The sequence below is a fragment of the Neisseria bergeri genome (assembly GCA_003044455.1).
Classification (GTDB): domain Bacteria; phylum Pseudomonadota; class Gammaproteobacteria; order Burkholderiales; family Neisseriaceae; genus Neisseria; species Neisseria bergeri.
Map to the genome: position 1 here is coordinate 15,906 of POWY01000015.1, position 23,938 is coordinate 39,843.

At 44.3% G+C, this 23,938-nt stretch carries 23 protein-coding genes and 3 pseudogenes; 16 read left to right on the forward strand and 10 right to left on the reverse strand.

Annotated elements, in window-relative coordinates; translation table 11 throughout:
- Window positions 1–84: 84 nt before the first annotated feature.
- From tssG to tagF, 9 genes are all read right to left on the reverse strand, one after another.
- The gene (gene tssG, locus DBY86_RS11125) at window positions 85–1,125 is read right to left on the reverse strand and encodes a type VI secretion system baseplate subunit TssG (protein WP_107820011.1); all 1,041 of its coding nucleotides are present in this window, start codon (window positions 1,123–1,125) and stop codon (window positions 85–87) included.
- Window positions 1,122–3,098 (reverse strand): type VI secretion system baseplate subunit TssF, encoded by a 1,977-nt coding sequence (locus DBY86_RS11130; protein WP_107820012.1) that lies wholly within the window; start codon window positions 3,096–3,098, stop codon window positions 1,122–1,124. The genes tssG and DBY86_RS11130 overlap by 4 nt, the downstream gene beginning before the upstream one ends.
- On the reverse strand, window positions 3,095–3,607 hold the full coding sequence (tssE, locus tag DBY86_RS11135) for a type VI secretion system baseplate subunit TssE (protein WP_107820013.1): 513 nt from the start codon (window positions 3,605–3,607) through the stop codon (window positions 3,095–3,097). The genes DBY86_RS11130 and tssE overlap by 4 nt, the downstream gene beginning before the upstream one ends.
- A 33-nt stretch (window positions 3,608–3,640) precedes the next feature.
- Complete coding sequence (locus DBY86_RS11140) at window positions 3,641–4,456, reverse strand: type VI secretion system accessory protein TagJ (RefSeq protein ID WP_107820014.1); 816 nt, start codon at window positions 4,454–4,456, stop codon at window positions 3,641–3,643.
- A 160-nt stretch (window positions 4,457–4,616) separates the two neighbouring features.
- On the reverse strand, window positions 4,617–5,099 hold the full coding sequence (locus tag DBY86_RS11145) for an Hcp family type VI secretion system effector (protein WP_003761730.1): 483 nt from the start codon (window positions 5,097–5,099) through the stop codon (window positions 4,617–4,619).
- An 87-nt stretch (window positions 5,100–5,186) separates the two neighbouring features.
- On the reverse strand, window positions 5,187–6,686 hold the full coding sequence (gene tssC, locus DBY86_RS11150; protein WP_107820015.1) for a type VI secretion system contractile sheath large subunit: 1,500 nt from the start codon (window positions 6,684–6,686) through the stop codon (window positions 5,187–5,189).
- A gap of 33 nt (window positions 6,687–6,719) precedes the next feature.
- A complete protein-coding gene (gene tssB / locus DBY86_RS11155) occupies window positions 6,720–7,238 on the reverse strand; it encodes a type VI secretion system contractile sheath small subunit (RefSeq protein WP_003743370.1) in 519 nt (172 codons plus the stop codon).
- A gap of 67 nt (window positions 7,239–7,305) precedes the next feature.
- A complete protein-coding gene (gene tssA / locus DBY86_RS11160) occupies window positions 7,306–8,373 on the reverse strand; it encodes a type VI secretion system protein TssA (protein ID WP_107820016.1) in 1,068 nt (355 codons plus the stop codon).
- Window positions 8,374–8,574: 201 nt separating this feature from the next.
- Complete coding sequence (gene tagF, locus DBY86_RS13770) at window positions 8,575–8,928, reverse strand: type VI secretion system-associated protein TagF (protein WP_234403437.1); 354 nt, start codon at window positions 8,926–8,928, stop codon at window positions 8,575–8,577.
- Window positions 8,929–9,308: 380 nt separating this feature from the next.
- Between tagF and DBY86_RS11170 the strand changes: the two genes are divergently transcribed.
- The 16 genes and pseudogenes from DBY86_RS11170 (at window position 9,309) to DBY86_RS11240 (ending at window position 23,733) form a co-directional block, all read left to right on the forward strand.
- Window positions 9,309–13,514 (forward strand): DUF6531 domain-containing protein, encoded by a 4,206-nt coding sequence (locus DBY86_RS11170; RefSeq protein ID WP_107820017.1) that lies wholly within the window; start codon window positions 9,309–9,311, stop codon window positions 13,512–13,514.
- Between the two features lie 43 nt (window positions 13,515–13,557).
- Window positions 13,558–14,046 carry a hypothetical protein gene (locus DBY86_RS11175; RefSeq protein WP_107820018.1) on the forward strand — a complete coding sequence of 163 codons (489 nt, stop codon included), beginning with the start codon at window positions 13,558–13,560 and terminating at the stop codon, window positions 14,044–14,046.
- A 123-nt stretch (window positions 14,047–14,169) separates the two neighbouring features.
- Window positions 14,170–15,594, forward strand: a complete 1,425-nt coding sequence (locus DBY86_RS11180; protein WP_465119552.1) for an RHS repeat domain-containing protein — start codon at window positions 14,170–14,172, stop codon at window positions 15,592–15,594.
- On the forward strand, window positions 15,587–16,090 hold the full coding sequence (locus tag DBY86_RS11185) for an Imm26 family immunity protein (protein ID WP_107820019.1): 504 nt from the start codon (window positions 15,587–15,589) through the stop codon (window positions 16,088–16,090). The genes DBY86_RS11180 and DBY86_RS11185 overlap by 8 nt, the downstream gene beginning before the upstream one ends.
- A gap of 146 nt (window positions 16,091–16,236) precedes the next feature.
- Window positions 16,237–16,554 carry a GH-E family nuclease gene (locus DBY86_RS11190; protein WP_301001449.1) on the forward strand — a complete coding sequence of 106 codons (318 nt, stop codon included), beginning with the start codon at window positions 16,237–16,239 and terminating at the stop codon, window positions 16,552–16,554.
- Window positions 16,555–16,571: 17 nt separating this feature from the next.
- On the forward strand, window positions 16,572–17,024 hold the full coding sequence (locus DBY86_RS11195) for a tetratricopeptide repeat protein (protein ID WP_107820021.1): 453 nt from the start codon (window positions 16,572–16,574) through the stop codon (window positions 17,022–17,024).
- Between the two features lie 50 nt (window positions 17,025–17,074).
- Window positions 17,075–17,746: pseudogene (locus DBY86_RS11200) on the forward strand (RHS repeat domain-containing protein); the annotation flags it as partial.
- A 342-nt stretch (window positions 17,747–18,088) separates the two neighbouring features.
- On the forward strand, window positions 18,089–18,535 hold the full coding sequence (locus tag DBY86_RS11205) for a hypothetical protein (protein ID WP_107820022.1): 447 nt from the start codon (window positions 18,089–18,091) through the stop codon (window positions 18,533–18,535).
- A 31-nt stretch (window positions 18,536–18,566) separates the two neighbouring features.
- Window positions 18,567–18,731, forward strand: a pseudogene (locus DBY86_RS13425) (RHS repeat-associated core domain-containing protein); the annotation flags it as partial.
- Between the two features lie 147 nt (window positions 18,732–18,878).
- Window positions 18,879–19,154: an HNH endonuclease gene (locus DBY86_RS13775; protein WP_465119553.1), complete on the forward strand. Its 276-nt coding sequence runs from the start codon at window positions 18,879–18,881 to the stop codon at window positions 19,152–19,154.
- A gap of 23 nt (window positions 19,155–19,177) precedes the next feature.
- Window positions 19,178–19,546 carry a DUF7716 domain-containing protein gene (locus tag DBY86_RS11215; protein ID WP_107820023.1) on the forward strand — a complete coding sequence of 123 codons (369 nt, stop codon included), beginning with the start codon at window positions 19,178–19,180 and terminating at the stop codon, window positions 19,544–19,546.
- A 228-nt stretch (window positions 19,547–19,774) separates the two neighbouring features.
- Window positions 19,775–20,092: pseudogene (locus tag DBY86_RS11220) on the forward strand (RHS repeat-associated core domain-containing protein); the annotation flags it as partial.
- 432 nt (window positions 20,093–20,524) lie between these two features.
- A complete protein-coding gene (locus tag DBY86_RS11225; protein WP_107820024.1) occupies window positions 20,525–21,196 on the forward strand; it encodes a hypothetical protein in 672 nt (223 codons plus the stop codon).
- Window positions 21,197–21,321: 125 nt separating this feature from the next.
- Window positions 21,322–22,404, forward strand: coding sequence for an RHS repeat-associated core domain-containing protein (locus DBY86_RS13780; protein ID WP_234403439.1), 1,083 nt, complete (start codon window positions 21,322–21,324; stop codon window positions 22,402–22,404).
- A gap of 32 nt (window positions 22,405–22,436) precedes the next feature.
- Entirely contained in the window at window positions 22,437–22,937 is a 501-nt protein-coding gene (locus tag DBY86_RS11235; RefSeq protein ID WP_107820025.1) for an SMI1/KNR4 family protein, read from the forward strand.
- Between the two features lie 193 nt (window positions 22,938–23,130).
- Entirely contained in the window at window positions 23,131–23,733 is a 603-nt protein-coding gene (locus DBY86_RS11240) for an RHS repeat domain-containing protein (RefSeq protein WP_234403440.1), read from the forward strand.
- On the opposite strand, the gene DBY86_RS11245 is transcribed toward DBY86_RS11240, so the two are convergent.
- A partial coding sequence (locus DBY86_RS11245) for a transposase (protein WP_159068588.1) occupies window positions 23,622–23,938 on the reverse strand: 317 nt, incomplete at its 5' end. The genes DBY86_RS11240 and DBY86_RS11245 overlap by 112 nt on opposite strands.

The window sequence follows — 23,938 nt, forward strand, 5'->3', positions numbered from 1 at the left end:
GTCCTTAATTAAGTTATTCCAAGTATGCCTAAAAATAGTTTGAAAGAAGCTTTTCCCGACAAAGGGGTCGTCTGAAAAAGCTGTTTAATGGTTGCTGACGATCAAGTCTTCGGCATCACGGGAAACATTCCCCAGCCAAGTTGTTAAGCCGAGTTGTGTTTGTCCGCCTAAGTCCATGAGCGGTACTTCTTTTTGCATTAAAACAGGCTGTATTTCCCATTCATATTCATCTGCGGCAAACAGCCTTACCCACTCCCGTAGGCGGGCGGTATTGATACCGTCTTTGAAGAATGATCGGTAAGCAGGTAGGGTAAGCGGACCGATAATAATGCGGAATTTGCTTTGAACATCGTAAAGCTTGTCGCCCAGCAGCAGGCCATCTCCCAGCGTATAGTTACCCATGATGCCGATTTGCGTTTTTTCTTCCGCAACCTCAACCCAATACCCGACATTGGTTTGAATGGTAACGGGGACTTTGAAATAACGGTTGAGTAATTGCTGAAGATTGGCTGCCGAACGGCTTTGCTTCATCAGCAGGCCGGCAAAATAACGCTTGGCAAATTCGTGGATTAAGCCTTTGTTATGTATGTCCGGTGTATCCAGCCCGTTAAAGCTGGCGATATATTTCCCAAAACGGTCTTCAGCATTTTTGTCTAAAGAAGTAATGCTTTGAGCGTTGGCCCATGCCCGATAGAATAAGACAGCCAGACGGTGTTGCAACATATTGGCAAAACCGGTCCATGTCCGGTCGCCGTGTTGGTGTTGACGCTCATAGGCATATTCGGTCAAATGCAGGGGCAGGGGGCCGGATGGGCCAAACAAACCGAATCCATTGATGGAAATTTCCACATAACGCGGAGATAAGGCAACCGATTGGATGTTGCGGGGAGCAAAAATAAGAGATGGCTCTTGGCGAATCCTTATTTTTTCCATTTTCGGGCTGACGGCTTTGCCTAATAATTTCCCGCCGGTAACAAATTTGACGGACTCAAGCTGGCGCAAGAGTGAAAAATAATCATATTTATAGGGCTGGGAGGCAACTTTGTTTAAAAAGCCCGTCAGTTTTTCATCCCATGTATCGTCCAATGCGTCGCCAAAATCTGTTTGAGCGTTAACCGGACTCATACGATTACCCTCTCTCCAACAGCAGTCGGCCAAGTAGCCATATGTCCTTGTTGGAGCGTGTCAATTTGAAGCTGTATGAATGAGTTAATCGACACCAAACGTTGGAAGTAATGGTTCAAAATCGAGCCGAACAGGAAAGGATGGATACCGCCCAATTGCGCTTCATCCAGTGTAACCGTGATTTTGATGCCTCGAACAGGCGCTGCAACTCCGTAATGACGGACCACCTTGTTCACGGTGGAGGTCTCAACATATGTAATCGACTCAATCTGTTTTTTCAGCAAATCATTTTCAGAAGAAACAAACACCATTAAAAGCTCTTTTAAGGTGACGGGCGCATCTTCCTGATCAATATTTAATAATGACAGATAGTTCAAGCTTAATTGGTTTAAAAACGACCAAAGCGTTCGATCCTCACTCACAGCCGCTTGAGGACGTGTTAACTTAGAAATCAGCTTAATAGAGTTAACCGGCAGGAAACCTTCAATCAGGAAATCGGACTCTCCGTCGCGCGGCATCATCAGCGGTAAATCCCTGCTGGTACACCAGGCATCTACGGAAAGATGCTGTATGCCGGAATTGAAAGCGTAATCCCGATTGTCGGCAAGAGACAAAAACACTTCGCTGCCCAAGTAGGAAGAACGGAAGCCATTTTTGACAGAATTTTCCGATGGGACTCTGTTTGCACGCCGTGCTGAAAAATAAGCATGCTGAGTTTGTGCTTCGGGGAAGAGCCCCATATCCGGCGCTTTGTACATCGGCGAAAATGCAACGGTTTGACGGTTGTTGGTGTCAAAACCTTTTACTTGTTCGATGGCGTATATTTCATAATTTAAAGGTTGTGTACGGTCGATGATGACGTGGTGTTCCTGGTCTTGGATGTTTACAGGGAAGCGGGAGCTTTTTTTTCTGAAAAGGTTTACCACAGGCACCGCATTGACGGAAAAATCCTCTACGCCGATCAGTTCTGTCAATTCAGGTATTTTGTTGCTGAATAAAAATGAAAGGCTGAAATAGCGTTTGCGGTAAGTAATGATTTTTTTATTGACGCCCTTATCGTTTACGATTTCTTCCAAATGTTCGGGTACTTTGGGTAAATGTCCGTCATTCTCAGCCTGACGGACAGCCTGTTTGATATCTTTTTGAGCAATAAACAGGAATTTTTCCGGCAGACGCGCGTATTCCTGCATAATCCTGAATGCACTGACGGATTTGTCCAAGTTAAACGATAAGGCTTCATCTTCCCGAAATCCCCGATGTTCCGGTTTGGAGGACAACGGGTAATACCATTGTTTGGGGTTCTCATAACTGTGGCAAACGACGCCTACGCATTCGGAGGCCAGTAAAAACAGCAGTACAGATGACTTAGAAAGTTCCGTACCTAAAAACACAGACAATTCATCCGGCAACATTTCCGAACATGCGCCAGGTACGCTGAGTGAGAAGTCCAAACGCAAGGCAGATTGCACTTTTTTCCCGGCAGATGCCTTGAGCGCGGAAAGCGTACTTGGTAAATAGCCGAGCGAATCGGTATATTTGGCTTTTTCTATGCGTAAAGGTAGGATTTCAGTGGTTTTGGTTACGGAAAACGGGCAACTTACCTTGAATTCGTCGATGGGTAATGAGCGCAATACTCTGCCACGTTCCAGTAGATTGATCACGTCGGCGTTGTATTGACCGGTAGGTTCCAAATTGACAATCGCTGCCGCCGGTTTCTGATTGATGAAGTCAGGGTAAACGACTTCTAAGATTCTTTGTACGAAACGGGGATATTCCGCATCCAGCTTGAGTTGGGTGCGGGCAGTGAGAAAGCTTACGCCTTCCAATAGCCTTTCAACATAAGGGTCGGGGATATCGGTTGTATCCAGTGCCAAGCGGGAGGCGATTTTGGGGTATTGCTGTGCAAATTCCCTACCCATTTCCTTCAGGAAGGTCAGTTCTTTATTGTAGTAAGACAATAATCTATTATTCAAGACCTATTTCCCCCATCTAACAAGTCAAACAATCCTGTCTCAACATCCATACTGGTTCGCAACAGGAACTCTTTGGGATAAGGATTGAGTTTCAGGTAACCTTTGATTTCAATAATGAGTTTGTTGTGTAAAGCATCGTCATCATCATCTACGGTATTCACGATAACTTGCAGAGTTTTGCTTTCGAGACGTGGTTCGAAATTGATGATGGCTTGTTTAATGTTTTGTTCTACGTCCTGCCATTCGATGTCGGAGAAATTCACTCCCGACAGTGGCGGAATGCCGTAATTGAGTGTGGAAGAGCGTACATTAATAGGCAAATCTTTCTCCATGCTTTCCGCTTGCATATTGCATGTATTCAGTAAGTAAAGAATATCGCGCAGAACAGCCTGCCGATATTGGTCAAGATTGATGACCTGATCGGAGCGTGCCTCTTTTTTTTTGCGCGGCTCTTCATCTGTCAGTCTGTCAAACAAAGAAGGCAGCAGTTGGTTTCTGAATTGCGACATGATTGATTGCGGTAGTCGGAGGATGGATAAGGTTTAACGCTTTTGTCCGAATTTAATATTGCGAATATCCAAGAGACCAAAATCATGGCTGTCGGTATACAGGGTTTTTTGACCCATGCCTGTAAAGAGCTGTTCGGCTACTTCTATCCAGTCTGTTTGTGAACAATTCATCAACATATCCGACCATTCGGTTTCTGCGTCCGGCAAAACGGCATAGCGGGCAGGGCTGGTACATTGGATGCATTCGCCGTCGGTAAATTTGATTTCAGACGACCTCCAGATGATGTCGAGCAACGAGCTTGGTGCTTTGAAAGCTATACTTTCAATAGAATCCCAAGTTTGCCAATAGTAGTGGCCTTGATAGAAGAATTCATAAACAAAAGCAGTACGTACGTCGCCGTCCATAATCCAGTTGCTGTCGGTTTCGGCAACCGATTTATCTGCCAGAAGATAAGTGATGTGCGCCGGCGTACCGTCGACACAGTCGGATAAGGCTTCGTAGTCGGCAGTAAGGGCAGAGCTTTTTTTCTCCGCAACATGGGCAACTAAAGAGAGTTGTTTTTGAAGAATATCGAGTTTGCTGGCGTGTTGTTCCAGAGTTTTGGGTTTTTGCTGTGTTTCTAAAACTGCCTGGCGACGCATTTCGGCAGAAATGTTTTCAATAAGGTAGAGCATCAGTGGCTTCTGAGTATCGGGAAAAAGTTTTTGGTATTGCCCGATTTGCTTTAGGGCCTGTTCCCATTTGGCACTCAGACAGAGATATTGAATCAATGCCAAACGATGTTCCTGATTGTCAGGATTTGAACGTACAAGCTCAATCATGTCCGTTAATTTAGTTTTCAAATCCATCTCAGCAACTCCTTATTTGTTTGTATAAAGTGTGTAATAGTTGAAACCCGATTAACTTTTCAGGAAGACAGAGGTCGTCTGAAAAGTAAATTTATTGTAAATAAAGCCTGACTTAAAACGCCTTTTAAGCCGGGCTTCTGCAGTTAAATGCGCATAGTGGTTATGCGGATTTGTTTTCTTTGATGTTGAAGGCCATTTGAACTTCAGCGCCTTTAGAACCTTTATCGGTTTGTTCCCAATATTGGTTTTTCACTTTGGCAGCTTGGAATGAATAACGCATTTTCAGCGCATCGTTGTCTTGTACGCCGATGAATTTCACGCCGGTTACCAAGACATCTTCCAAAGTGGTGCGCGAATATTCGATCTGCTCGCCACCGGCTTTGCATACGGAAATTTCTACTTTGCTCAAGTGTTGGCCGGTAGCACAGTTTTTCAGAATGGTCGGAGCGGCTTTGTCAATAGCGGCAACTACGGTCAAGTCATTGAAATTGACTTTACCGGCACCACCGCCACCACCGCTGGTCATCGAACCGGGTTGCTCGGCACCCCAGTCAAAACTTTCGATGTTGGTCCAGTCTTTGTGGTTGGAATCTTTTGATTCGCCGTTAACACCTTCAACTTTCATGAACATATCAATAGCCATGTTTTTACTCTCCTTGTTAACAGGTTAAAAAATTAAGGGATTTAACAACAGGGCATGAGCATGCCCACCTAAATAAACCAAACCCGACTATTCCTGTTTAGCCGAAGGCAGTTTGGAAACCAAGCGCAATGAAACGGTAAGGCCTTCGAGTTGGTAGTGCGGACGCAGGAAGAATTTGGAAGTGTAATATCCGGGATTGTCTTCAACTTCTTCCACAACCACTTCAGCAGCGGCCAACGGTTTACGGGCTTTTGTTTCTTGAGTGGAGTTAATTGGGTCTCCATCTACATAATTCATAATCCATTCGTTTAACCAACGTTCCATGTCTTCACGCTCGCGGAATGAGCCGACCTTGTCGCGTACGATACATTTCAGATAGTGGGCGAAACGGCAGCACGCAAACAGGTAAGGCAGACGCGCAGACAAGCGGGCGTTAGCGGTAGCATCCGGATCATAATATTTAGACGGTTTATGCAGCGATTGAGCACCAATAAACGCAGCCAAGTCGGTATTTTTACGGTGAATCAAAGGCATGAATCCCAATGCTGCCAATTCGGCCTCTCGGCGGTCGCTGATGGCGATTTCGGTTGGACATTTCATATCCACGCCGCCGTCATCCGTCGGGAATGTGTGGCAGGGAAGGTTTTCAACGATACCGCCGGATTCCACGCCACGGATAGAGGTACACCAACCATAATATTTAAATGAACGGTTAATATTTACCGCCATTGCATAAGCGGCATTGGCCCATGTGTATTTGTTGTGATCCGCGCCTTCAGTTTCTTCTTCGAAATCGAACTCATCAACAGGATTCGTTGTGGCGCCGTAAGGCAGGCGGGACAAGAAACGTGGCAGGGCCAAGCCGATGTAGCGCGAATCTTCGGAATCACGCAGGCTTCGCCATGGGGCATACTCGGCATTTTGGAAAATTTTGCTTAAATCACGAGGATTGGCTAATTCCTGCCAAGACTCCATCTGCATTAATTTGGGCGATGCGCCGGCAATAAATGGGCAGTGTGCGGCGGCAGCAATTTTTTCAAGACTATTGAGCATTTCTACATCGGGTGCAGAGTGGTCAAAATAGTAGTCGCCAATCAAACAGCCAAAAGGTTCGCCACCAAATTGACCATATTCTTCTTCATAAATGCGTTTGAATAGGGGGCTTTGATCCCAAGCAGTGCCTTTGAAGCGTTTTAAGTTGCGGGCAACTTCTTTTTTGGAAATTAGCAATACCTTGATTTTCAACAAATTATCAGTTTCAGTATTTGTAACCAAATGATGCAGGCCGCGCCATTCGCCTTCCAGTTTTTGGAAATCTTCATGATGTAGAATCAGATTGATCTGTTCGGAGAGTTTTCTGTCGAGCTCGGCAATAATTGCTTCGATAGTTTGATAAGTGTCGTCTGAAATAGTAATGGCATTTTGCAAGGCCTGTTGGGCAAGAGTTGCCACAGCATTGTTTACGGCACTTTTAGCTTCTTCGGTTTTGGGTTTGAATTCTTTTTGCAGTAGCTGTTCAAATTCATTCGCGGCGAATACGTTTTTTGTGCCACTATCCCCTTGGATATCTAATTGCTTTTCAGTCATGATTCACGCTCACTTTATTGATTTCATCTGAAATTACTGCTCGTCTTTGGAAGCCGCTTTAGGCGCAGCTGCAAGGCTTTTCAGCAGCTCGCTGTCTCCCAAGACTTTTCCGATTAATTCTTCAGCACCGCTCTTACCATCCATATATGAAAGCAGGTTGGCAAGCTCTGTGCGCGCTTGTAGGAGTTCATTTAAAGGACCTACTTTTTTGGCGATTGCTGCCGGAGAGAAATCATCCATGCTTTCCAATTCAAGCTCTACATTCAGATTGCCTTCACCGGTAAGCGTATTTTTTACATTAAATGCCACACGAGGTTTGAGGGCTTTCATACGCTCATCGAAATTATCTACGTCAATTTCCAAAAATTTGCGTTCGGCCAATTCGGGCAGTGGCTCCACAGGTTTGCCGACCAAATCTGCCATCACACCCATAACGAATGGAAGCTCAATTTTTTTCTCAGAGCCGTAAAGTTCTACATCGTACTCAATCTGTACGCGAGGAGCCCGGTTGCGGGCAATAAATTTTTGTCCGGATGATTTGTTTCGTGACATATTCAATGACCTTTAAATGATAAAAGTTGTTTATTTAAACGAACTTCACTATTGCGGGTAGACTACCTTATTCGTTGGAAGTTCCAGTTTCTTCGTCCGGCTTGCCGATCAAAACTTCCAGATTGGCAATGCTTTCAGGACTAATATCTTTCATGATGTCGTAGAAGTTCATATTCATTTGTCGCTGTACCCTACGGATAAATAGTGGGGCAGGGTGGCTGGGTTCCAGCGTTTCAAAGTAAATGCAGATTTTTTCCAAAGCCAAATCGACATCAGCCCGATTTTTGATATTCAGACGACGCCATGCATCCGCTTCTTGAAGGGTCGATTGCTCTTGAGCAACGGTTGAAACGGGCGTTTCAGCGGGTTGTTCCGTTTGTTCAGCATATTGCAGCTGCGGGGTACTTCCATCGTTGTAATTGATGGCTTTGTGGATCAGGGTAAGCGGTTTTTGAATCACTTCAAAATTGAGTGAGTATTCGTCTTGCAGCTGGGTCGAGAAAGTGTTTTGAATATCTTTCAGATGGTCTAATGCCTGGATTAAGGCAATCAATTCCGGTTTGCCGGTATCGGCACTTACCCTGATATCGAGCATCAAACGTTCTTTGCCGCCCGGATAACTTTGAGGGTCATTGCCTTGCAAGACAGAAACTGCTTCTTTAACGGTAATAGGCTGTTGGGTCAGTCCGTTTACTAATAATTTAGCTGAAAATACTTCTTTGGCGATGCCATCAAGTGTCGTGAACGCACTTAATGCATTGATTCGATAAAACGGGTCGGATTCGCCGTCCTCATCTTCGAGTTTGGGATATAGGGATTTCCAATATAAATCCACATTGGTTTTGATGGCTTCGCAGCCGGCGCAAAAGCCAACCAGCCCGTGTTTCGCGGTAAGAGCCTGTGTGTAATAGGCTAAAACATGGAGGTCTTTTGATTCAGCCAGCAGTTGATTGCATAGCTTCTCTACTGTAGCCCAATCAGGTTCTTCCGCAGGGATGATGGTGTCACCATATTGACGTTCCGGTTTTCCTTCGGCAGCGCTTTGAAGCTCTAAAAAGCGGCTATCGTATTCAATATTTACTCCTTCAGGGATGTCTGCGGAAATTGGTTCAGCCCATAGGGGAAATGTACTCATCTACTTATAATCCAAATATTTTATTGAACAGAGAACATGTCGGTTCCCCGTCTCTTTCTATATGGTTACCACTTTCACATTCTATCCAAAAGCTGCCGATATTATCTGATTTAGATAAAAAATTAAGGAAAGACTCGGATAATGGATGGTCAGGCTTATGAAGCGTACCTAAGCAATTTGTTATAAAATATTTACCGTTGATTAATGTTTGGCTAAAAAATCTACATTTTTGTAAAAAAAATTAAAAGAGTTTAACCGTTCGGAAAGGGTGTAAAGCTTTTGAAATAATACAAAAGGATATTGTCGACCGGTTTGATCTGAGCTAAGGGCGGTTATACCAATATAGGCAATGCTATCAGGCTGTTTAATACCAAACAGCCAAATGCGGGATGCAAAAAGCACCTTTCGGGTAAATGGAATTAACTTATCTTGGTTGGCGCAACGATCAAACCATCCATCCCAAAAATTTTTATCGTTAGCTTGGAGATTTTCAGAAACAATAAAATCACGAGATTGATTTAGCTTTCCGAAAAAGTAGGTTTCTATTTGCCGCATAAATAATAACCACTTAAAATAAGATTAACAAAAACAAAGTTACTTAAGTTATTGATTATAATCTTATCTCAGACATATACAATATGCCTGCTTTGCGAATACTTTACCATACATTTGATTTATGCATTGATATTTTTTACCTATCAAAAAATAGGTGAAGTAGGCATTTTATGATATTATTGTATTTACAAAACGTTATTTTTATTCTTAAAGTCTTAAGACACACTGTGTTTACAGTTTCTTATTTGTTATAATTTCGTTGCAATGCCATTCTAAAACAGTCATAATTATTTTGACTTAGTTTCTCAAGTTTCTCAAATATTCCAGTTTTTCATTTCAAAAACAAAAAATAAAAGAATCTCGACGGAGAGAGTAAGTGCATGGCCTCTTTCGGTAACACTTTCGGTGTTCTCATTCCTAAACCAGCTGCACCGGCAATGGTGTCTCAAGGCTCTGCCAATCCACCTGAGCCGCTGACCAATGCAGCCGGCCCGGTGGATGTGATAGAGATGGTTGCCGATGTTGCTTCCGCTGCCCTTTCCATAGTTGCGTCTGATTCTGCCGCAGCTGATACAGTTGATGCCATATCCGAACTGGTTTCCCTTGCGTCCATGATACCCGGTCAGCCGGGTCCCAAGCCCCCTTCCCGTAAAATGGTCAGCGGTTTCAGCGGTGGTATGGGTATGGGTTTTGATGGTGGGGTGGTTACCTCGGGTCATGGTCACTGTATTCCTTGTAAGGTGGCCGCAGCTATCGGTAATCCTGTAAACGCAGTGCTCGGTATCAAAGTCCTATTTGACGATACCGATACCGACTTTGCCTTCGATTCCCCGCTTCCACTTGTTTGGCAGCGCAGCTACTATTCCGACCAAATAGGCAACGGCTGGCTGGGACAGGGTTGGTCGCTGCCGTTCTCCATGCGTCTTGTCCGCACTGCCGACGGTTTCCTCTATATTGATGAGCAGGGCAGGGAAATTTCGTTGCCGGATATCAGCGACGAAGCAGAAGGGCCTTATTCCGCAGCCGACGACGATGAAGACGATTTATATGAAGAAGAGGCTGCACCGCGACCTGCTTCTGCCGAAGAAGATCCCTACGGTCTAGATGACGCCTATTTTGATCCTTACGAACAAATCTTCTTTTCACAGATTTCAGACGACCTCTACCAAATCGCCTCCCCCGACGGCGGCGCACGGCTGCTGTTCGCCGAAGTCGATTCCGGCTGCGGCATTTTCCAACTGGTCGCCCAGCTCGACCGTAACGGTCGCCATATCCGCCTCTGCTACGACGACAACGGACTGCCGCATAGCATTTACGACGGCAGCGGCCGACACTTCCAACCCGTATTCTCCTCCATCCGTCTGCACGACAACGATCCCGACTTCGACCCGGCCGGAGAACGGGACGTCTTCGTTTCCGAAGACGAGCGTTTCTACGTCAACCGCCTCACCTCCGTCACCTTCAACGGTAAGGAACTGGTACGTTACGACTATGACGGCTACGGCGATTTGACCGCCGTTTACGGACGCGACGGCAAAAAACTGCGCGGTTTCGCCTACCGCAACCACATCATGGTCGAACACAACCAGCCCGACGGACCGGTGTCCCGCTACGAATACGACCGTTACGACACCGACGGCAAAGTGCTCAAAAGCAGCAACAACCTCGGCGAAGAATGGACGTTCGATTACCGCAAAGACCATACCGTCGTTACCGACGCACTGGGGCGGCCGGAAGTGTACGGTTTCGACGAAAACCGCGAACTCGTCTACCGCATCGATGCTGACGGACAACGCAGCGACAGCGAACGCGACGACTACGGCCGCATTACCGTAGAACGCGACCCGCTCGGACGCGAAACCCGCTATCTCTACGATACCGAAGGCAACGTCATCGCCATCACCGCGCCGGACGGCGGCAGCACCCAAATCGACTACCACGAAACCCTCAACTTGCCGGTTGCCGTCAACGATCCTGCAGGCAGGATTACCGCCTACGATTACGACGGACGCGGCAACCTCGTCGGCATCACCGATCCCGCCGGTTACACCACCAGCTACGGCTACAACGCCCGATGGCTGCCCGAAACCATTACCGACGCCTTAGGCAAAACCCGACGCCTACACTACGACACCCTCGACCAACTCGTCTGCTTTACCGACTGTACCGGCGAAACCACCCGCTTCGGTTACACCGAATACGGCGATCTCGAAACCGTTACCGATGCGCTGGGCCATACCACCCGCCACCACTACGACGCAGCGGGCAACTCCGTCCGTACCGACTACCCCGACGGCAGTCACGAAACCTTCGAATACGACCGCCTCAACCGTCTGACCGCCCACATCGACGGACTCGGCGCCAAAACCGCCTACGAACTCGCAGTGGACGGACTGCCGCTCAAACGCACCAACGCGCTGGGCCATACCTTCGCCTACGCCTACGACAAAGCCCGCCGTCTGACCGTCCTCACCAACGAAAACGGCGAAACCTACCGTCTCGATTACGACCCGACCGACAACCTGATCCAAGAAACCGGCTGGGACGGCAAAATCACCGCCTACGGCTACGATGCCGCCGGACAACTGGTCCAACAGACCGAATACGGCCAAAGCACTAGCCAAGGCCGTCTGAAAGACCGACCCGAGACTTGGCACATCCACCGGTTCAAACGCAACAACCTCGGCCAACTGATCGAAAAACAGAGCCGCAAAGTCTCCGGCCGCAACGGACAAAGCAAAGACGAAGGCATCAGCCGCACCCGTTTCGACTACGACCCCATTACCGGCAACCTGACCAAAGCCCGCAACCGACACAGCAGCGTCGAACTCGCCTACGACGAACTCGACCGCCTCATCGGCGAAACCACCATCCACAACGGTCAAAGCGCCACCGTAGGCTACCGGTACGACCCGTTGGGCAACCGCACCCGCACCATCCTGCCCGACGGCCGCCATATCGATTACCTGTACTACGGCAGCGGACACCTGCACCAAATCAGCCTAGACGGCGAAGTCATCACCGATATCGAACGCGACAAACTGCACCGCGAAATCCAAAGGACGCAGGGCGGCATCAGCAGCCTGTACGACTATGACCCCATGGGCCGTCTGAAAAGCCAGCGTACCGTCCGGAGCGGCACACAAACGCATCACGGCAAACAAAACCCGTTGGCCGGCGGAGCCGTCAACCGCCGCTACGCCTACGACAAAGCCGGCAACCTGATCCAAAGTGCCGACCAAAGAAGCGGCGTCCTTCATTACGTTTACGACAAAATCGGACGCATTCGGGAAGCCCGCAACAGCCAAACCGGCCGCAGCGAAACCTTCGCCTTCGACCCCGCCCACAACATCCTCGACATCCCGACATCTACTCCCTCTCCCGTGGGAGAGGGCTGGGGAGAGGGCAAAACGACCGCTCCGATTTCAGACGACCCCAAAACTCAAGGCCGTCTGAAATCACCCGCCAACCCCAACCTTACCGGCGGCAACCGCCTCAAAGAATACAACGGCATCGAATACACCTACGACGCACTGGGCAACCTGATCTACCGCCAGCTGCCCAACGGCGAAAACCAATATTACCAATACGATTTAGAAAACCAACTCGTCCGCGCCGAAATCAAAAAGCCAGCCGGCAATACCGAGATCTGGACATACGCCTACGACCCGTTCGGAAGACGCCTTTCCAAAGAACGCCAAGACAAACTTGCTTGGACGAGTACCGAACCGAAACGCACCCACTTCGTCTGGGACGGAACGCGATTGCTTCAGGAGTACACCTACAAAGGCAGCTACACCTATCTCTACACCGACCAAGACAGCTACGAACCCCTAGCCCAAGTCTTCCATAACAACCAAGACGAAGCACAATACCTTGCCTATTTCCACAACGACCAAGTCGGCATCCCGCGCGAGATGACCGACATCCACGGCAATCTCTTATGGTACGGCGAATACACCGCCTGGGGCCGTCTGAAAAAGGATGAGCGGGTTTACAAAAACGCGCATCAGCCGTTTAGACTTCAAAACCAGTATTATGATTCTGAAACAGGACTCCACTATAACTATTTCCGCTATTACGAACCTGAAACCGGTAGGTTTATCAGTCAGGATCCGATTGGGCTGTTTGGCGGGGATAACCTTTATCAGTTTGCACCGAATGCTCAGATTTGGATTGATTATTGGGGGCTTGCTCGTTTGACTTATCGTCATACAATAAAACCAGATAAAAAGACTAATATATCAGAACTGCGTAGGCAAATTAGAGGACAAATAAAGGCTATGAATAAAATTATTCAAGAAGAGGGTATAATTGGATTAAAAGCGAGAATTAGGGCTTACAACGAAGATGTAGAAAAAGAAGGACGTAATTTTGTCAAAACATTAGGACCTGCTGGTGATTGTAAGGCATGGCTACATGAGCCGGATATGAGGACAGGAGGCAAACCAACGGATGTAACGAAGGTAGGTGACAAACGTATAAACTCTATTTTGGGAGGACAAGCAGATAGAATAGCTAGGGATATATTAAAAATGCCTGACGAAACAACTAAAATTACGTATCAATTAAAATTGAAGAGGTAGATTGATTTAATATTTTTAACATTATATTTAAAGGAATTTAAGTATGAAAAGTATAGAACATTATAAAAAATTGGATGATGATGGCAAAATGGATTTTCTCGATAATTTTGATGGTAATCCGTCTGTAGAATTTTTGAATTATTTGGAAGAAGAGCTATTTTCTATAAATGTAGATGAATTTGTAAAAGTTGAAATATTAAAATTTTTATCTAGATTTCGGCATGATAATAGAGAAACAAAAGATAAAATAGTAAAATTAATAGTAGAAAAATACATAGATAATGAAGAGATGACCTTATCTATTGCAGCACAGATGTTAACGTTTTTTGATTTGGGGAAAGAAGATTTTAGAAAGATATCTAATTTTTTATTGGGTAAAGAATATCAAAATATGGATATGATTGATTTAACATCTTCATTAATTAGATTATTATGTGCAAAAAAAAATAGAAGCAATGGTTCTGATGAGTATTTTCAGGAGCTAGAAAAAATAGATTCTTATAGAGATGATATAAAAACGTGGGCTAATTAACAAAAATTTATAGCAAGCCGTAGCCCGCACAAAACCTTCAGTCCCGACGTAGGGTGTGTGCGGCACGCACGCGGTTTCTGTTTTTCAGACGACCTCACTATCTTCTTTGAGGTCGTCTGAACCATTTGTTCTTTAACAATCTCATTCGCCTACGACAAAGCCGGCAACCTGATCCAAAGCGCCGACCAAAGAAGCGGTGTCCTTAATTACGTTTACGACAAAATCGGGCGCATTCGGGAAGCCCGCAACAGCCAAACCGGCCGCAGCGAAACCTTCGCCTTCGACCCCGCCCACAACATCCTCGACATCCCGACATCTACTCCCTCTCCCGTGGGAGAGGGCTGGGGAGAGGGCAAAACGACCGCTCCGATTTCAGACGACCCCAAAACTCAAGGCCGTCTGAAATCACCCGCCAACCCCAACCTTACCGGCGGCAACCGCCTCAAAGAATACAACGGCATCGAATACACCTACGACGCACTGGGCAACCTGATCTACCGCCAGCTGCCCAACGGCGAAAACCAATATTACCAATACGATTTAGAAAACCAACTCGTCCGCGCCGAAATCAAAAAGCCAGCCGGCAATACCGAGATCTGGACATACGCCTACGACCCGTTCGGAAGACGCCTTTCCAAAGAACGCCAAGACAAACTTGCTTGGACGAGTACCGAACCGAAACGCACCCACTTCGTCTGGGACGGAACGCGATTGCTTCAGGAGTACACCTACAAAGGCAGCTACACCTATCTCTACACCGACCAAGACAGCTACGAACCCCTAGCCCAAGTCTTCCATAACAACCAAGACGAAGCACAATACCTTGCCTATTTCCACAACGACCAAGTCGGCATCCCGCGCGAGATGACCGACATCCACGGCAATCTCTTATGGTACGGCGAATACACCGCTTGGGGCCGTCTGAAAAAGGATGGGCGTGTCTATCGGAACGTCCATCAACCGTTCAGACTGCAAAACCAATACTTTGATGAAGAGACCGGGCTGCATTACAACCTGATGCGTTATTATGAGCCTGAGGCCGGGCGGTTTGTGAATCAGGACCCGATTGGGCTGTTGGGTGGGGACAATCTCTATACGTTTGCACCGAATATAGCCATTTGGATAGACCCATTGGGATTGGTTCATGAGAAAACTCCAGGCTACCATGTTTACGGATTATTTGATGCTGACCCAAATACAGGAAAAATTGCAGATAAGCCTTATTACATTGGTATTACGAACGATATAGCGAGAAGGATTGCTGAACATCAAGATACAGGACGTTTGACTAAAGATGGCTTAACAAGAATGGTGCCTTTGCATCGTAATTTGACGTACGGTCAAGCAAGAGGGTACGAACAAGCTTTAATTGAACATTACGATACAAAACATGGAGAGGTAGGAAAAGAAATTTCTCAAAGCAATAGGCAGAATAAAATTAATTCTTTTGATATAAATAGCAAAACTCGTAGAAAATCTCGCCAAAAATATTTTAAGAAGTTTCGAAAAAAATTACTTAAAAAACTGAAAGGAAAGTGCAATGGATAGAGTAAATTTATGGGGATGGGATAAAGAAACACGTACAATGTTAAGGTTCATTAAAGTGGGAGATATTCTTTGTTTTAAAATTAATGAATCTGAGGAGAAATATGGTTATGGAATTTTAATTGCTAAATTAGATGGCTGGTTTGCTTGTAGGATATATGATATACAACATACAAATCCTAATGTTGTTACAACGAAAGAAATAATGGAAGCTAAACAACTAGGGAAAATATTCATATTGGATGTATATAGTACATTGGATAATAAAAAACACATACACAAGGGTGAATGGAGAGTTTTAGGTCATTATGACAATTTTGAGCTTACACCTGATGAAATTAAGAATGTATTTTTTGAATATGGTCCAAGTGGCATGAAAAGAAAAATTGATTTGTTAGGAAATGATCAAGAAATTTCAGATAAAGAGGCAGAAAGATATTTACCTTACAGTCCAGTTACAGGAGATGATGCTAAAAGGTGGTATATAAAATACGAATAGTAAACCTGTAATTTGCATAAATTCCTAAATATAATAAACATGGTAAGTGTTAGATATGGATTAGTAATAGAAAAAATAATACTTGAGGGAGTTTCTATTGAATATGTACTACAGGTCAAATCAGTAAACTTAGACGTTCTTCACAGATTCCTGATACTGCAACGTTCAAGGATGTAGATGGTAACAAATACTCTTTAAGGAATGCACATATGGGACATAATCCTGAAGATGCTGTTTCCTATTGGAATCGTTGTGGTCGTTATCATGGAGCCAAGTCTCAGGCAGTACGGAAATGGATGCTTGATCCCAATAATTACCGATTGGAATATGTGCCAGGCAACTGTTCCCGTGGAGCAAAGAGCAAAGAACAAAGAACAAAGAACAAAGAACAAAGAACAAAGAACAAAGAACGTTATAAGAAACCCCGCAAGCCTAAAAATGGAAAATTACCTAAAGGTTGTTAATCTAAGAAGGATAAATTATGTATTTAGATCAAGTAAATTATGAATTGAACAAAAAAATCAATGATTTTGTATGTAACTCAAATGACGCGCCCACACCGAAGGAAAGAATTGATATTCTAAAGCAGGCATGGGAACTTTTACCCAAACCAGCAACTCAATTCGTCGAGCCAACTTCGGCAATCGCCTGTGGTATTTCAGAAAATTATAAAAAATTAGGCGATTATCAAAAAGCCCTTGAGTGGATGTTAATTGCACTTGAGGCACGAAAAGATGAACCTGCAGCAGGTGTGTTCATATGGACAGGAATCGTTTATTATGAATTGGGCGATATGGAGAATGCCTATAAATATTTTGACCTAACTTATAATGAGCTACGCTACACGCCGTTCTCTATGGAAGACAAAAAATATTGGCAATTTTATAAGCAACGTAAAGAAGAATTAAATCCTAAGAAAAAAGCCAAAAAGTAAGATTCGATATTTTCAGACGATCTCAAAACTTTCTTTGAGGTCGTCTGAAATATTTGCTCTTTAACAACCTGATCTACCGCCAGCTGCCCAATGGCGAAAACCAATATTACCGATACGATTTAGAAAACCAACTCGTCCGCGCCGAAATCAAAAAGCCCGCCGGCAATACCGAGATCTGGGAATATGCCTACGACCCGTTCGGAAGACGCCTTTCCAAAGAACGCCAAGACAAACTCGCCCGGACCGGCACCGACCCCAAACGCACCCACTTCGTCTGGGACGGAACGCGATTACTTCAGGAGTACACCTACAAAGGCAGCTACACCTATCTCTACACCGACCAAGACAGCTACGAACCGCTGGCGCAAATCTTCCAGAACAACCAAGACGAAGCACAATACCCCGCCTATTTCCACAACGACCAAATCGGCATCCCGCGCGAGATGACCGACATCCACGGCAATCTCTTATGGTACGGCGAATACACCGCCTGGGGCTGTCTGAAAAAAGATGAACGCGTCTATCGGAACGCGCATCAGCCGTTCAGACTGCAAAACCAATACTTCGATGAAGAGACCGGGTTGCATTACAACCTGATGCGGTATTACGAACCTGAGGTGGGGCGGTTTGTGAATCAGGACCCGATTGGGTTGCTGGGTGGGGATAATTTGTATCAGTTTGCGCCTAATATACAAGGCTGGATAGATCCTTGGGGGTTGGCTAAAAATAGATATAGGGTTAGAAGTGTAGCGGAGGTTGTACAATTAAGAGCGAGATTTGATAGATCAGGAGGAGTGAGGGAGCGTTATCTCAAAAAACTAGCAAGAACACCAGAGGCTACTAAAACGACCTTTGGATGTACTGATGATGACATCGAAAAAATGAAGAAAGGTAAAGTGCCAGATGGTTTTGTTGTTCACCATAAAAAACCTCTTTTCCGTGGTGGAAACAATAGATATTCTAATCTTATATTAATGAAGACTGATTATCATAAAAAATATAATAAGATGTTGCATTGGTATGAGCCCGGTAATAACCCATATGGTTTAAATTAGGAGGAAATAATGTTTATAGTTTGTGCATACTGTGGTAATAAGTCTGAATTAACTCAGAATGATAAAGATTTTGTTAATCAAATGATGAAAACAGGATTAAAAGTTGTTATGGTAGAGTGTCCTGTATGCCATAACAGTACGGCTTATACCGAAGATTCTTATTTAAAATCAAAAATACCAGTAGAGGATTTTGTTATTAGGTGTCCAACGCAACATTGTACTGGTTGGGTTGCGCATATTACTGGTGATAATGAGGATTTTTTTGGTTGTGGAGAATGCTCAAATACCTGGAGTACAAAAGAAGCTTTAGATAAAGATATTTCTAGAATTATCCAAAAATTTTCTTATAGGAAATCAGCCTATGTAAAGGAAAAAGGTGGCTGGGTAGGAGCACCCCAAAAAGAAGAGGATCCTAATTATGTAGATTTGGTTGAGCAGGAATCTTTTGAAATTTAAGTAAGAACGTAGTCTGGCTAAATATCTTTACCAATACTTCGATGAAGAGACCGAGCTGCATTACAACCTGATGAGGTATTACGAGGCAGAGACAGGGCGGTTTGTGAATCAGGACCCGATTGGGTTGTTTGGCGGGGAGAATCTTTATTCGTTTGCACCTAATGCAAATGTTTGGGTTGACCCGTTAGGATTAGCTAATCGACCTAATAATGGGAAATACCATATTTTCTTTGACCATAAGTTAGATTCAGGAATTAGATATTCAAGTGATGCTGTGCAATTTAATGATGCAAATAAGGCATTTATTAAAAAAATGGAATCTAACCCATCATTTAAACGGGATATGCTTAATCGTTATCCTGAATTAAAAGAATGGATGAAATCTGGAGATATGAGTTCAAGTCCCAATTGGGGAAAAGGTAAAAATAAACAGGGACTAACGTGGCATCATCATGAGGATACAAAAAGGTTGGTACTGGTTGATTATAATGACCATAGAAGAAATCATGGTCTATATCACCCACAAAGAAAAGGTGGAAGAGGTATATGGGGAGGTGGTAGACCAGGTCGGCGAGGAAAATTAAACGGTCGCACTGGTAAACCATTAGGTAAATGTTAATTTAATCATAGAAGGAACAAAAAATGAATTTAGATAAATTTTATAGAAGAAAAATTAGTATATCAGAAGTTATTGATTGTGCTAGATTATTCAATGATGATGATACTGATAAATTTGCCAAATTTCCATACATATATTTTTCTTCTGATGAAAATGAGAGTATTCTTGATTTAGAGACGGTTTGTTATTTGGATAATAGTCCAAAAATAATGGATGGAAAAGAAGTTTTTCCTGATTTTGTAAATGAAAATGGATTAGATATTTTATGTAGTGGGGATGTATTTATGGATGTTTACGATGACTTAGATGAACGGTATCCAAATTTTACAAAAGATCAATTTATTGATGCTCTAAATTATTACATGGATAATGATGATTACATTGAATTTTAAAATCTATATTTAGCAAGCCGTAGCTCGCACAAAATCTTCAATCCTGACGTAGGGTGTATGCGGTATGCACACGGTTTCTGTTTTTCAGACGACCTCACTATCTTCTTTGAGGTCGTCTGAAGTATTTGCTTTTTAACAATCTTATTAGCAGTTAACATAGAAGTTGTCTGAAAACCAACTTTCAGACGACCTCTGCCAAATTGCTACGACGGCTACGGCGATTTGACCCTAGCCTATTTCCACAACGACCAAATCGGCATACCGAGGGAGATGACCGACATCCACGGCAATCTCTTATGGTACGGCGAATACACCGCCTGGGGCCGTCTGAAAAAAGATGAACGCGTCTATCGGAACGCGCATCAGCCGTTCAGACTTCAGAATCAGTACTTCGACAGCGAGACGGGACTGCATTACAACCTGATGCGCTATTACGAGGCGGAGACAGGGCGGTTTGTGAATCAGGACCCGATTGGGTTGGCAGGAGGGGAGCATTTGTATGGGTTTGCACCTAATGCTCTAGCCTGGGTCGATCCATTAGGTTTATATGGTTATTACGAACTCTATAAAAATGGTAAATTAGTTTATCGTGGGATTACGGAACGTAAAGTCTTCGAACGAATAATGGAACATGCCGCTGACTGCAAAGATTTTGATGATGCCCGATACATTGAAGGCCTAAAAAACTATCGAGCTGCGCGAGATACGGAAGGTTCGGGTTTGTTGCATGACTGGAAAGATGGAAATAGAGATATGCTGAACAAAAAGCGCAGGATAGTTGAAGGCTACTATCATAGTTATCACGAAGATAAATTTGTCAATAATAAAGACAAGGATGGAAGAACGTTGTTAACAAAAGAACAAATAAGCGACAGAATGAAAAATGCAACTTCACTAACCCGATCTGAAAAAAACAGGGTTAAAAAGAAACTCGGGAAATGTCCCAAGCAGAACTGTAAATAATCGAGAGGCAATACTATGAAATATATCAGCAGAGAATTGGGAAAGCCTAAGCAATTCCAGAAGTTGTTGGACTATCTGACCGCATTTTTAAATGATGAAAATACAGACTCTACGCCATTGGATACAGCTGATACAATGTCTAAAATAGCCTGCTATCATCGCATGCCATCTGAATTTACAGAGAATGTAGACTGCTTAAAATTGCTGATTAATTTTAGTAACAAGTATGCAGATGATGAAAAAGTTTTATGGCATTGTTTGCGTGCATTAGGCGAATTTGGTTTTTTATCCACTCAAGAAAAGTGTAAACTTTTATGTTTTAATTATTTGAATAAGTTTAGGAATCATGAGAGCAAAAAAATTCGGCGACGTATAGCCCTAGATTTAATAGGATCTTATCGTGAATTATTAAAAAAAGAGCCTGATTGGTTTGATTATGCAGTCTCTCTTTTAGATCTACCTCCTGCTAATGAGTCATTTTGGGAATTTTCTATTATGCTCAATAATGAAATTAATTCGTTTGATAAAGAACAAATTTCTTTCATTATTGGAAAATATGAAAAATTTTTACAAAAAACAAAAAATGATTTTTACAAAAAAACCTACACTCAGCTTGTAAAACTATTAAAAAAACACATTTCAGGGGAAACTGTATTAAAGCCACAAGATTTATTGAAAGATGCTTAGTTAAAGTAGCAAGCCGTAGCCCGCACAAAACCTTCAGTCCCGACGTAGGGTGTGTGCGGTACGCACGCACACGATTTCTGTTTTTCAGACGACCTCACTATCTTCTTTGAGGTCGTCTGAACCATTTGTTCTTTAACAACCTGATCTACCGCCAACTGCCCAATGGCGAAAACCAATATTACCAATACGATTTAGAAAACCAGCTCGTCCGCGCCGAAATCAAAAAGCCCGCCGGCAATACCGAGATCTGGGAATACGCCTACGACCCGTTCGGACGCCGCCTTTCCAAAGAACGCCAAGACAAACTCGCCCGGACGAGCACCGACCCCAAACGCACCCACTTCGTCTGGGACGGCAGCCGCCTGTTGCAGGAGTACACCTACAAAGGCAGCTACACCTATCTCTACACCGACCAAGACAGCTACGAACCGCTGGCGCAAGTCTTTGACAACGCCAAAGACGGCAAACAATACCCCGCCTATTTCCACAACGACCAAATCGGCATGCCGCGCGAGATGACCGATATCCACGGCAATCTGTTATGGTACGGCGAATACACCGCCTGGGGCCGTCTGAAAAAGGATGAGCGGGTTTACAAAAACGCGCATCAGCCGTTCAGATTGCAGAACCAGTATTACGATGAAGAGACCGGGCTGCATTACAACCTGATGCGTTATTACGAGCCTGAGGCGGGGCGGTTTGTGAATCAGGATCCTATCTTACTATTAGGTGGGAGCAATTTGTATAGTTTTGCTTCCAATACAAATGCTTGGTTTGATCCATTGGGTTTGAAGAAAAAACGGAATAAGAAGCCTAGAAGAATTATTCCATATGATGACATTATGGATGATGTTGATAAGTGGTCACTTGTTCCTGTTAGCCAAAGACAAAAATGTTTGATTAAGGATAAACTACCTAGTGCAAAACAAAGAAGCGTCCAACAAAATCGCATGATGCGTAAAGACTTTTCTCGAAGAGAAAAAAGCTTAATACGAGAGTGGGAACGTGAAACAGGGCATACATGGCCTGCAGGAGCTACTCCTCATCATATAATTCCACTTAAAAATGGTGGTTCAAATACATGGTGGAATCTAACTCCTGTGAAACACCCTCATACTGGAACTATACACGGTACTGGGTCTGCCCTACGAACACATTTGCCATATAGCACCCCAACAGGAATAATTAATCAGATTGTTCCTAGATAATAGATATAAAATTGAATGAAGGATATTAATTTATGGATAATTTCAAAAAAATTCTTGTGGATATACAAGATTTAATCAAATCTAGTAATGGAAACTTAATTAATTATGGAAAATCAAATTTTATTTTTAAAAAAAGATATGATGTTTCTTTAAATGAGATAAATGATTTTGAAAAAAAATATAAAGTCAAATTCCCTAATATATATAGAGAATTTCTTCTAACAGTAGGATCTTGTACTTTGTTTCAAGATGAGTTACTACCTGGATTCGATTTTTTAGCTCCTAACGAACTTTATGATTGGTCACAACAAGTTTTTGAAGGAACTGATTGTAATTTATTCCCTAATATCTTAATTACAATTTCCATTCCAAGAACTGGCGAGCAAGCTGGTTTCCTTCTTACAAAAGAAAATGAAAATTTTGGTGTTTTCTTTCCTGATATTCCTCCTGAAGAGTGGGAAGAGAATACTGAATTTGAAAAATTTGAAGACTGGCTAGAAAACTTGATGAAAGAAAAACTAGAGGAAATTTAAAAAATTTTGAATAACCAATTTTAAAAATATTTATTATTTAGCAAATCTAACAAAAATAACACCATGCCGTCTGAAAACACTATCCTAAACCTTTTCAGACGGCCTTTCTCGTTCTTTAACAATTCAACTTCTCACTACCGTTTACGGACGCGACGGCAAAAAACTGCGCGGTTTCGCCTACCGCAACCACATCATGGTCGAACACAACCAGCCCGACGGACCGGTGTCCCGCTACGAATACGACCGTTACGACACCGACGGCAAAGTGCTCAAAAGCAGCAACAACCTCGGCGAAGAATGGACGTTCGATTACCGCAAAGACCATACCGTCGTTACCGACGCACTGGGGCGGCCGGAAGTGTACGGTTTCGACGAAAACCGCGAACTCGTCTACCGCATCGATGCTGACGGACAACGCAGCGACAGCGAACGCGACGACTACGGCCGCATTACCGTAGAACGCGACCCGCTCGGACGCGAAACCCGCTATCTCTACGATACCGAAGGCAACGTCATCGCCATCACCGCGCCGGACGGCGGCAGCACCCAAATCGACTACCACGAAACCCTCAACCTGCCGGTTGCCGTCAACGACCCCGCAGGCAGGATTACCGCCTACGATTACGACGGACGCGGCAACCTCATCAGCATCACCGACCCCGCCGGTTACACCACCAGCTACGGCTACAACGCCCGATGGCTGCCCGAAACCATTAGCCTGTTGGCGGCTTTCAACAGGTTCAAACACATCGCCTTCAGATGGCTTTGCGCACTCACTTTGAGCAGACCAAAATAGGCTGCCCGGGCATAGCGGAACTTACGGTGCAGCGTACCGAAGCTTTGTTCGACCACATAACGGGTCTTCGACAAATATCGGTTGCGTTTGGTTTGCACTTCCGTCAGCGGACGGTTGCGGCAGGCTTTGCGCATAATGCCGTCTAACAACTGATGCTCTTTCAGATGTTGCCGGTTTTCCTTACTGTCGTAGCCTTTGTCGGCAT

Bases quoted from the DNA above. Each gene is read 5' to 3' on its own strand.
- tssG (WP_107820011.1), bottom strand. From the start codon at position 1,125: ATGAGTCCGGTTAACGCTCAAACAGATTTTGGCGACGCATTGGACGAT.
- tssE (WP_107820013.1), bottom strand. From the start codon at position 3,607: ATGTCGCAATTCAGAAACCAACTGCTGCCTTCTTTGTTTGACAGACTG.
- DBY86_RS11140 (WP_107820014.1), bottom strand. From the start codon at position 4,456: ATGGATTTGAAAACTAAATTAACGGACATGATTGAGCTTGTACGTTCA.
- DBY86_RS11145 (WP_003761730.1), bottom strand. From the start codon at position 5,099: ATGGCTATTGATATGTTCATGAAAGTTGAAGGTGTTAACGGCGAATCA.
- tssC (WP_107820015.1), bottom strand. From the start codon at position 6,686: ATGACTGAAAAGCAATTAGATATCCAAGGGGATAGTGGCACAAAAAAC.
- tssB (WP_003743370.1), bottom strand. From the start codon at position 7,238: ATGTCACGAAACAAATCATCCGGACAAAAATTTATTGCCCGCAACCGG.
- tssA (WP_107820016.1), bottom strand. From the start codon at position 8,373: ATGAGTACATTTCCCCTATGGGCTGAACCAATTTCCGCAGACATCCCT.
- tagF (WP_234403437.1), bottom strand. From the start codon at position 8,928: ATGCGGCAAATAGAAACCTACTTTTTCGGAAAGCTAAATCAATCTCGT.
- DBY86_RS11170 (WP_107820017.1), top strand. From the start codon at position 9,309: ATGGCCTCTTTCGGTAACACTTTCGGTGTTCTCATTCCTAAACCAGCT.
- DBY86_RS11175 (WP_107820018.1), top strand. From the start codon at position 13,558: ATGAAAAGTATAGAACATTATAAAAAATTGGATGATGATGGCAAAATG.
- DBY86_RS11185 (WP_107820019.1), top strand. From the start codon at position 15,587: ATGGATAGAGTAAATTTATGGGGATGGGATAAAGAAACACGTACAATG.
- DBY86_RS11195 (WP_107820021.1), top strand. From the start codon at position 16,572: ATGTATTTAGATCAAGTAAATTATGAATTGAACAAAAAAATCAATGAT.
- DBY86_RS11205 (WP_107820022.1), top strand. From the start codon at position 18,089: ATGTTTATAGTTTGTGCATACTGTGGTAATAAGTCTGAATTAACTCAG.
- DBY86_RS13775 (WP_465119553.1), top strand. From the start codon at position 18,879: ATGCTTAATCGTTATCCTGAATTAAAAGAATGGATGAAATCTGGAGAT.
- DBY86_RS11215 (WP_107820023.1), top strand. From the start codon at position 19,178: ATGAATTTAGATAAATTTTATAGAAGAAAAATTAGTATATCAGAAGTT.
- DBY86_RS11225 (WP_107820024.1), top strand. From the start codon at position 20,525: ATGAAATATATCAGCAGAGAATTGGGAAAGCCTAAGCAATTCCAGAAG.
- DBY86_RS11235 (WP_107820025.1), top strand. From the start codon at position 22,437: ATGGATAATTTCAAAAAAATTCTTGTGGATATACAAGATTTAATCAAA.
- DBY86_RS11240 (WP_234403440.1), top strand. From the start codon at position 23,131: ATGGTCGAACACAACCAGCCCGACGGACCGGTGTCCCGCTACGAATAC.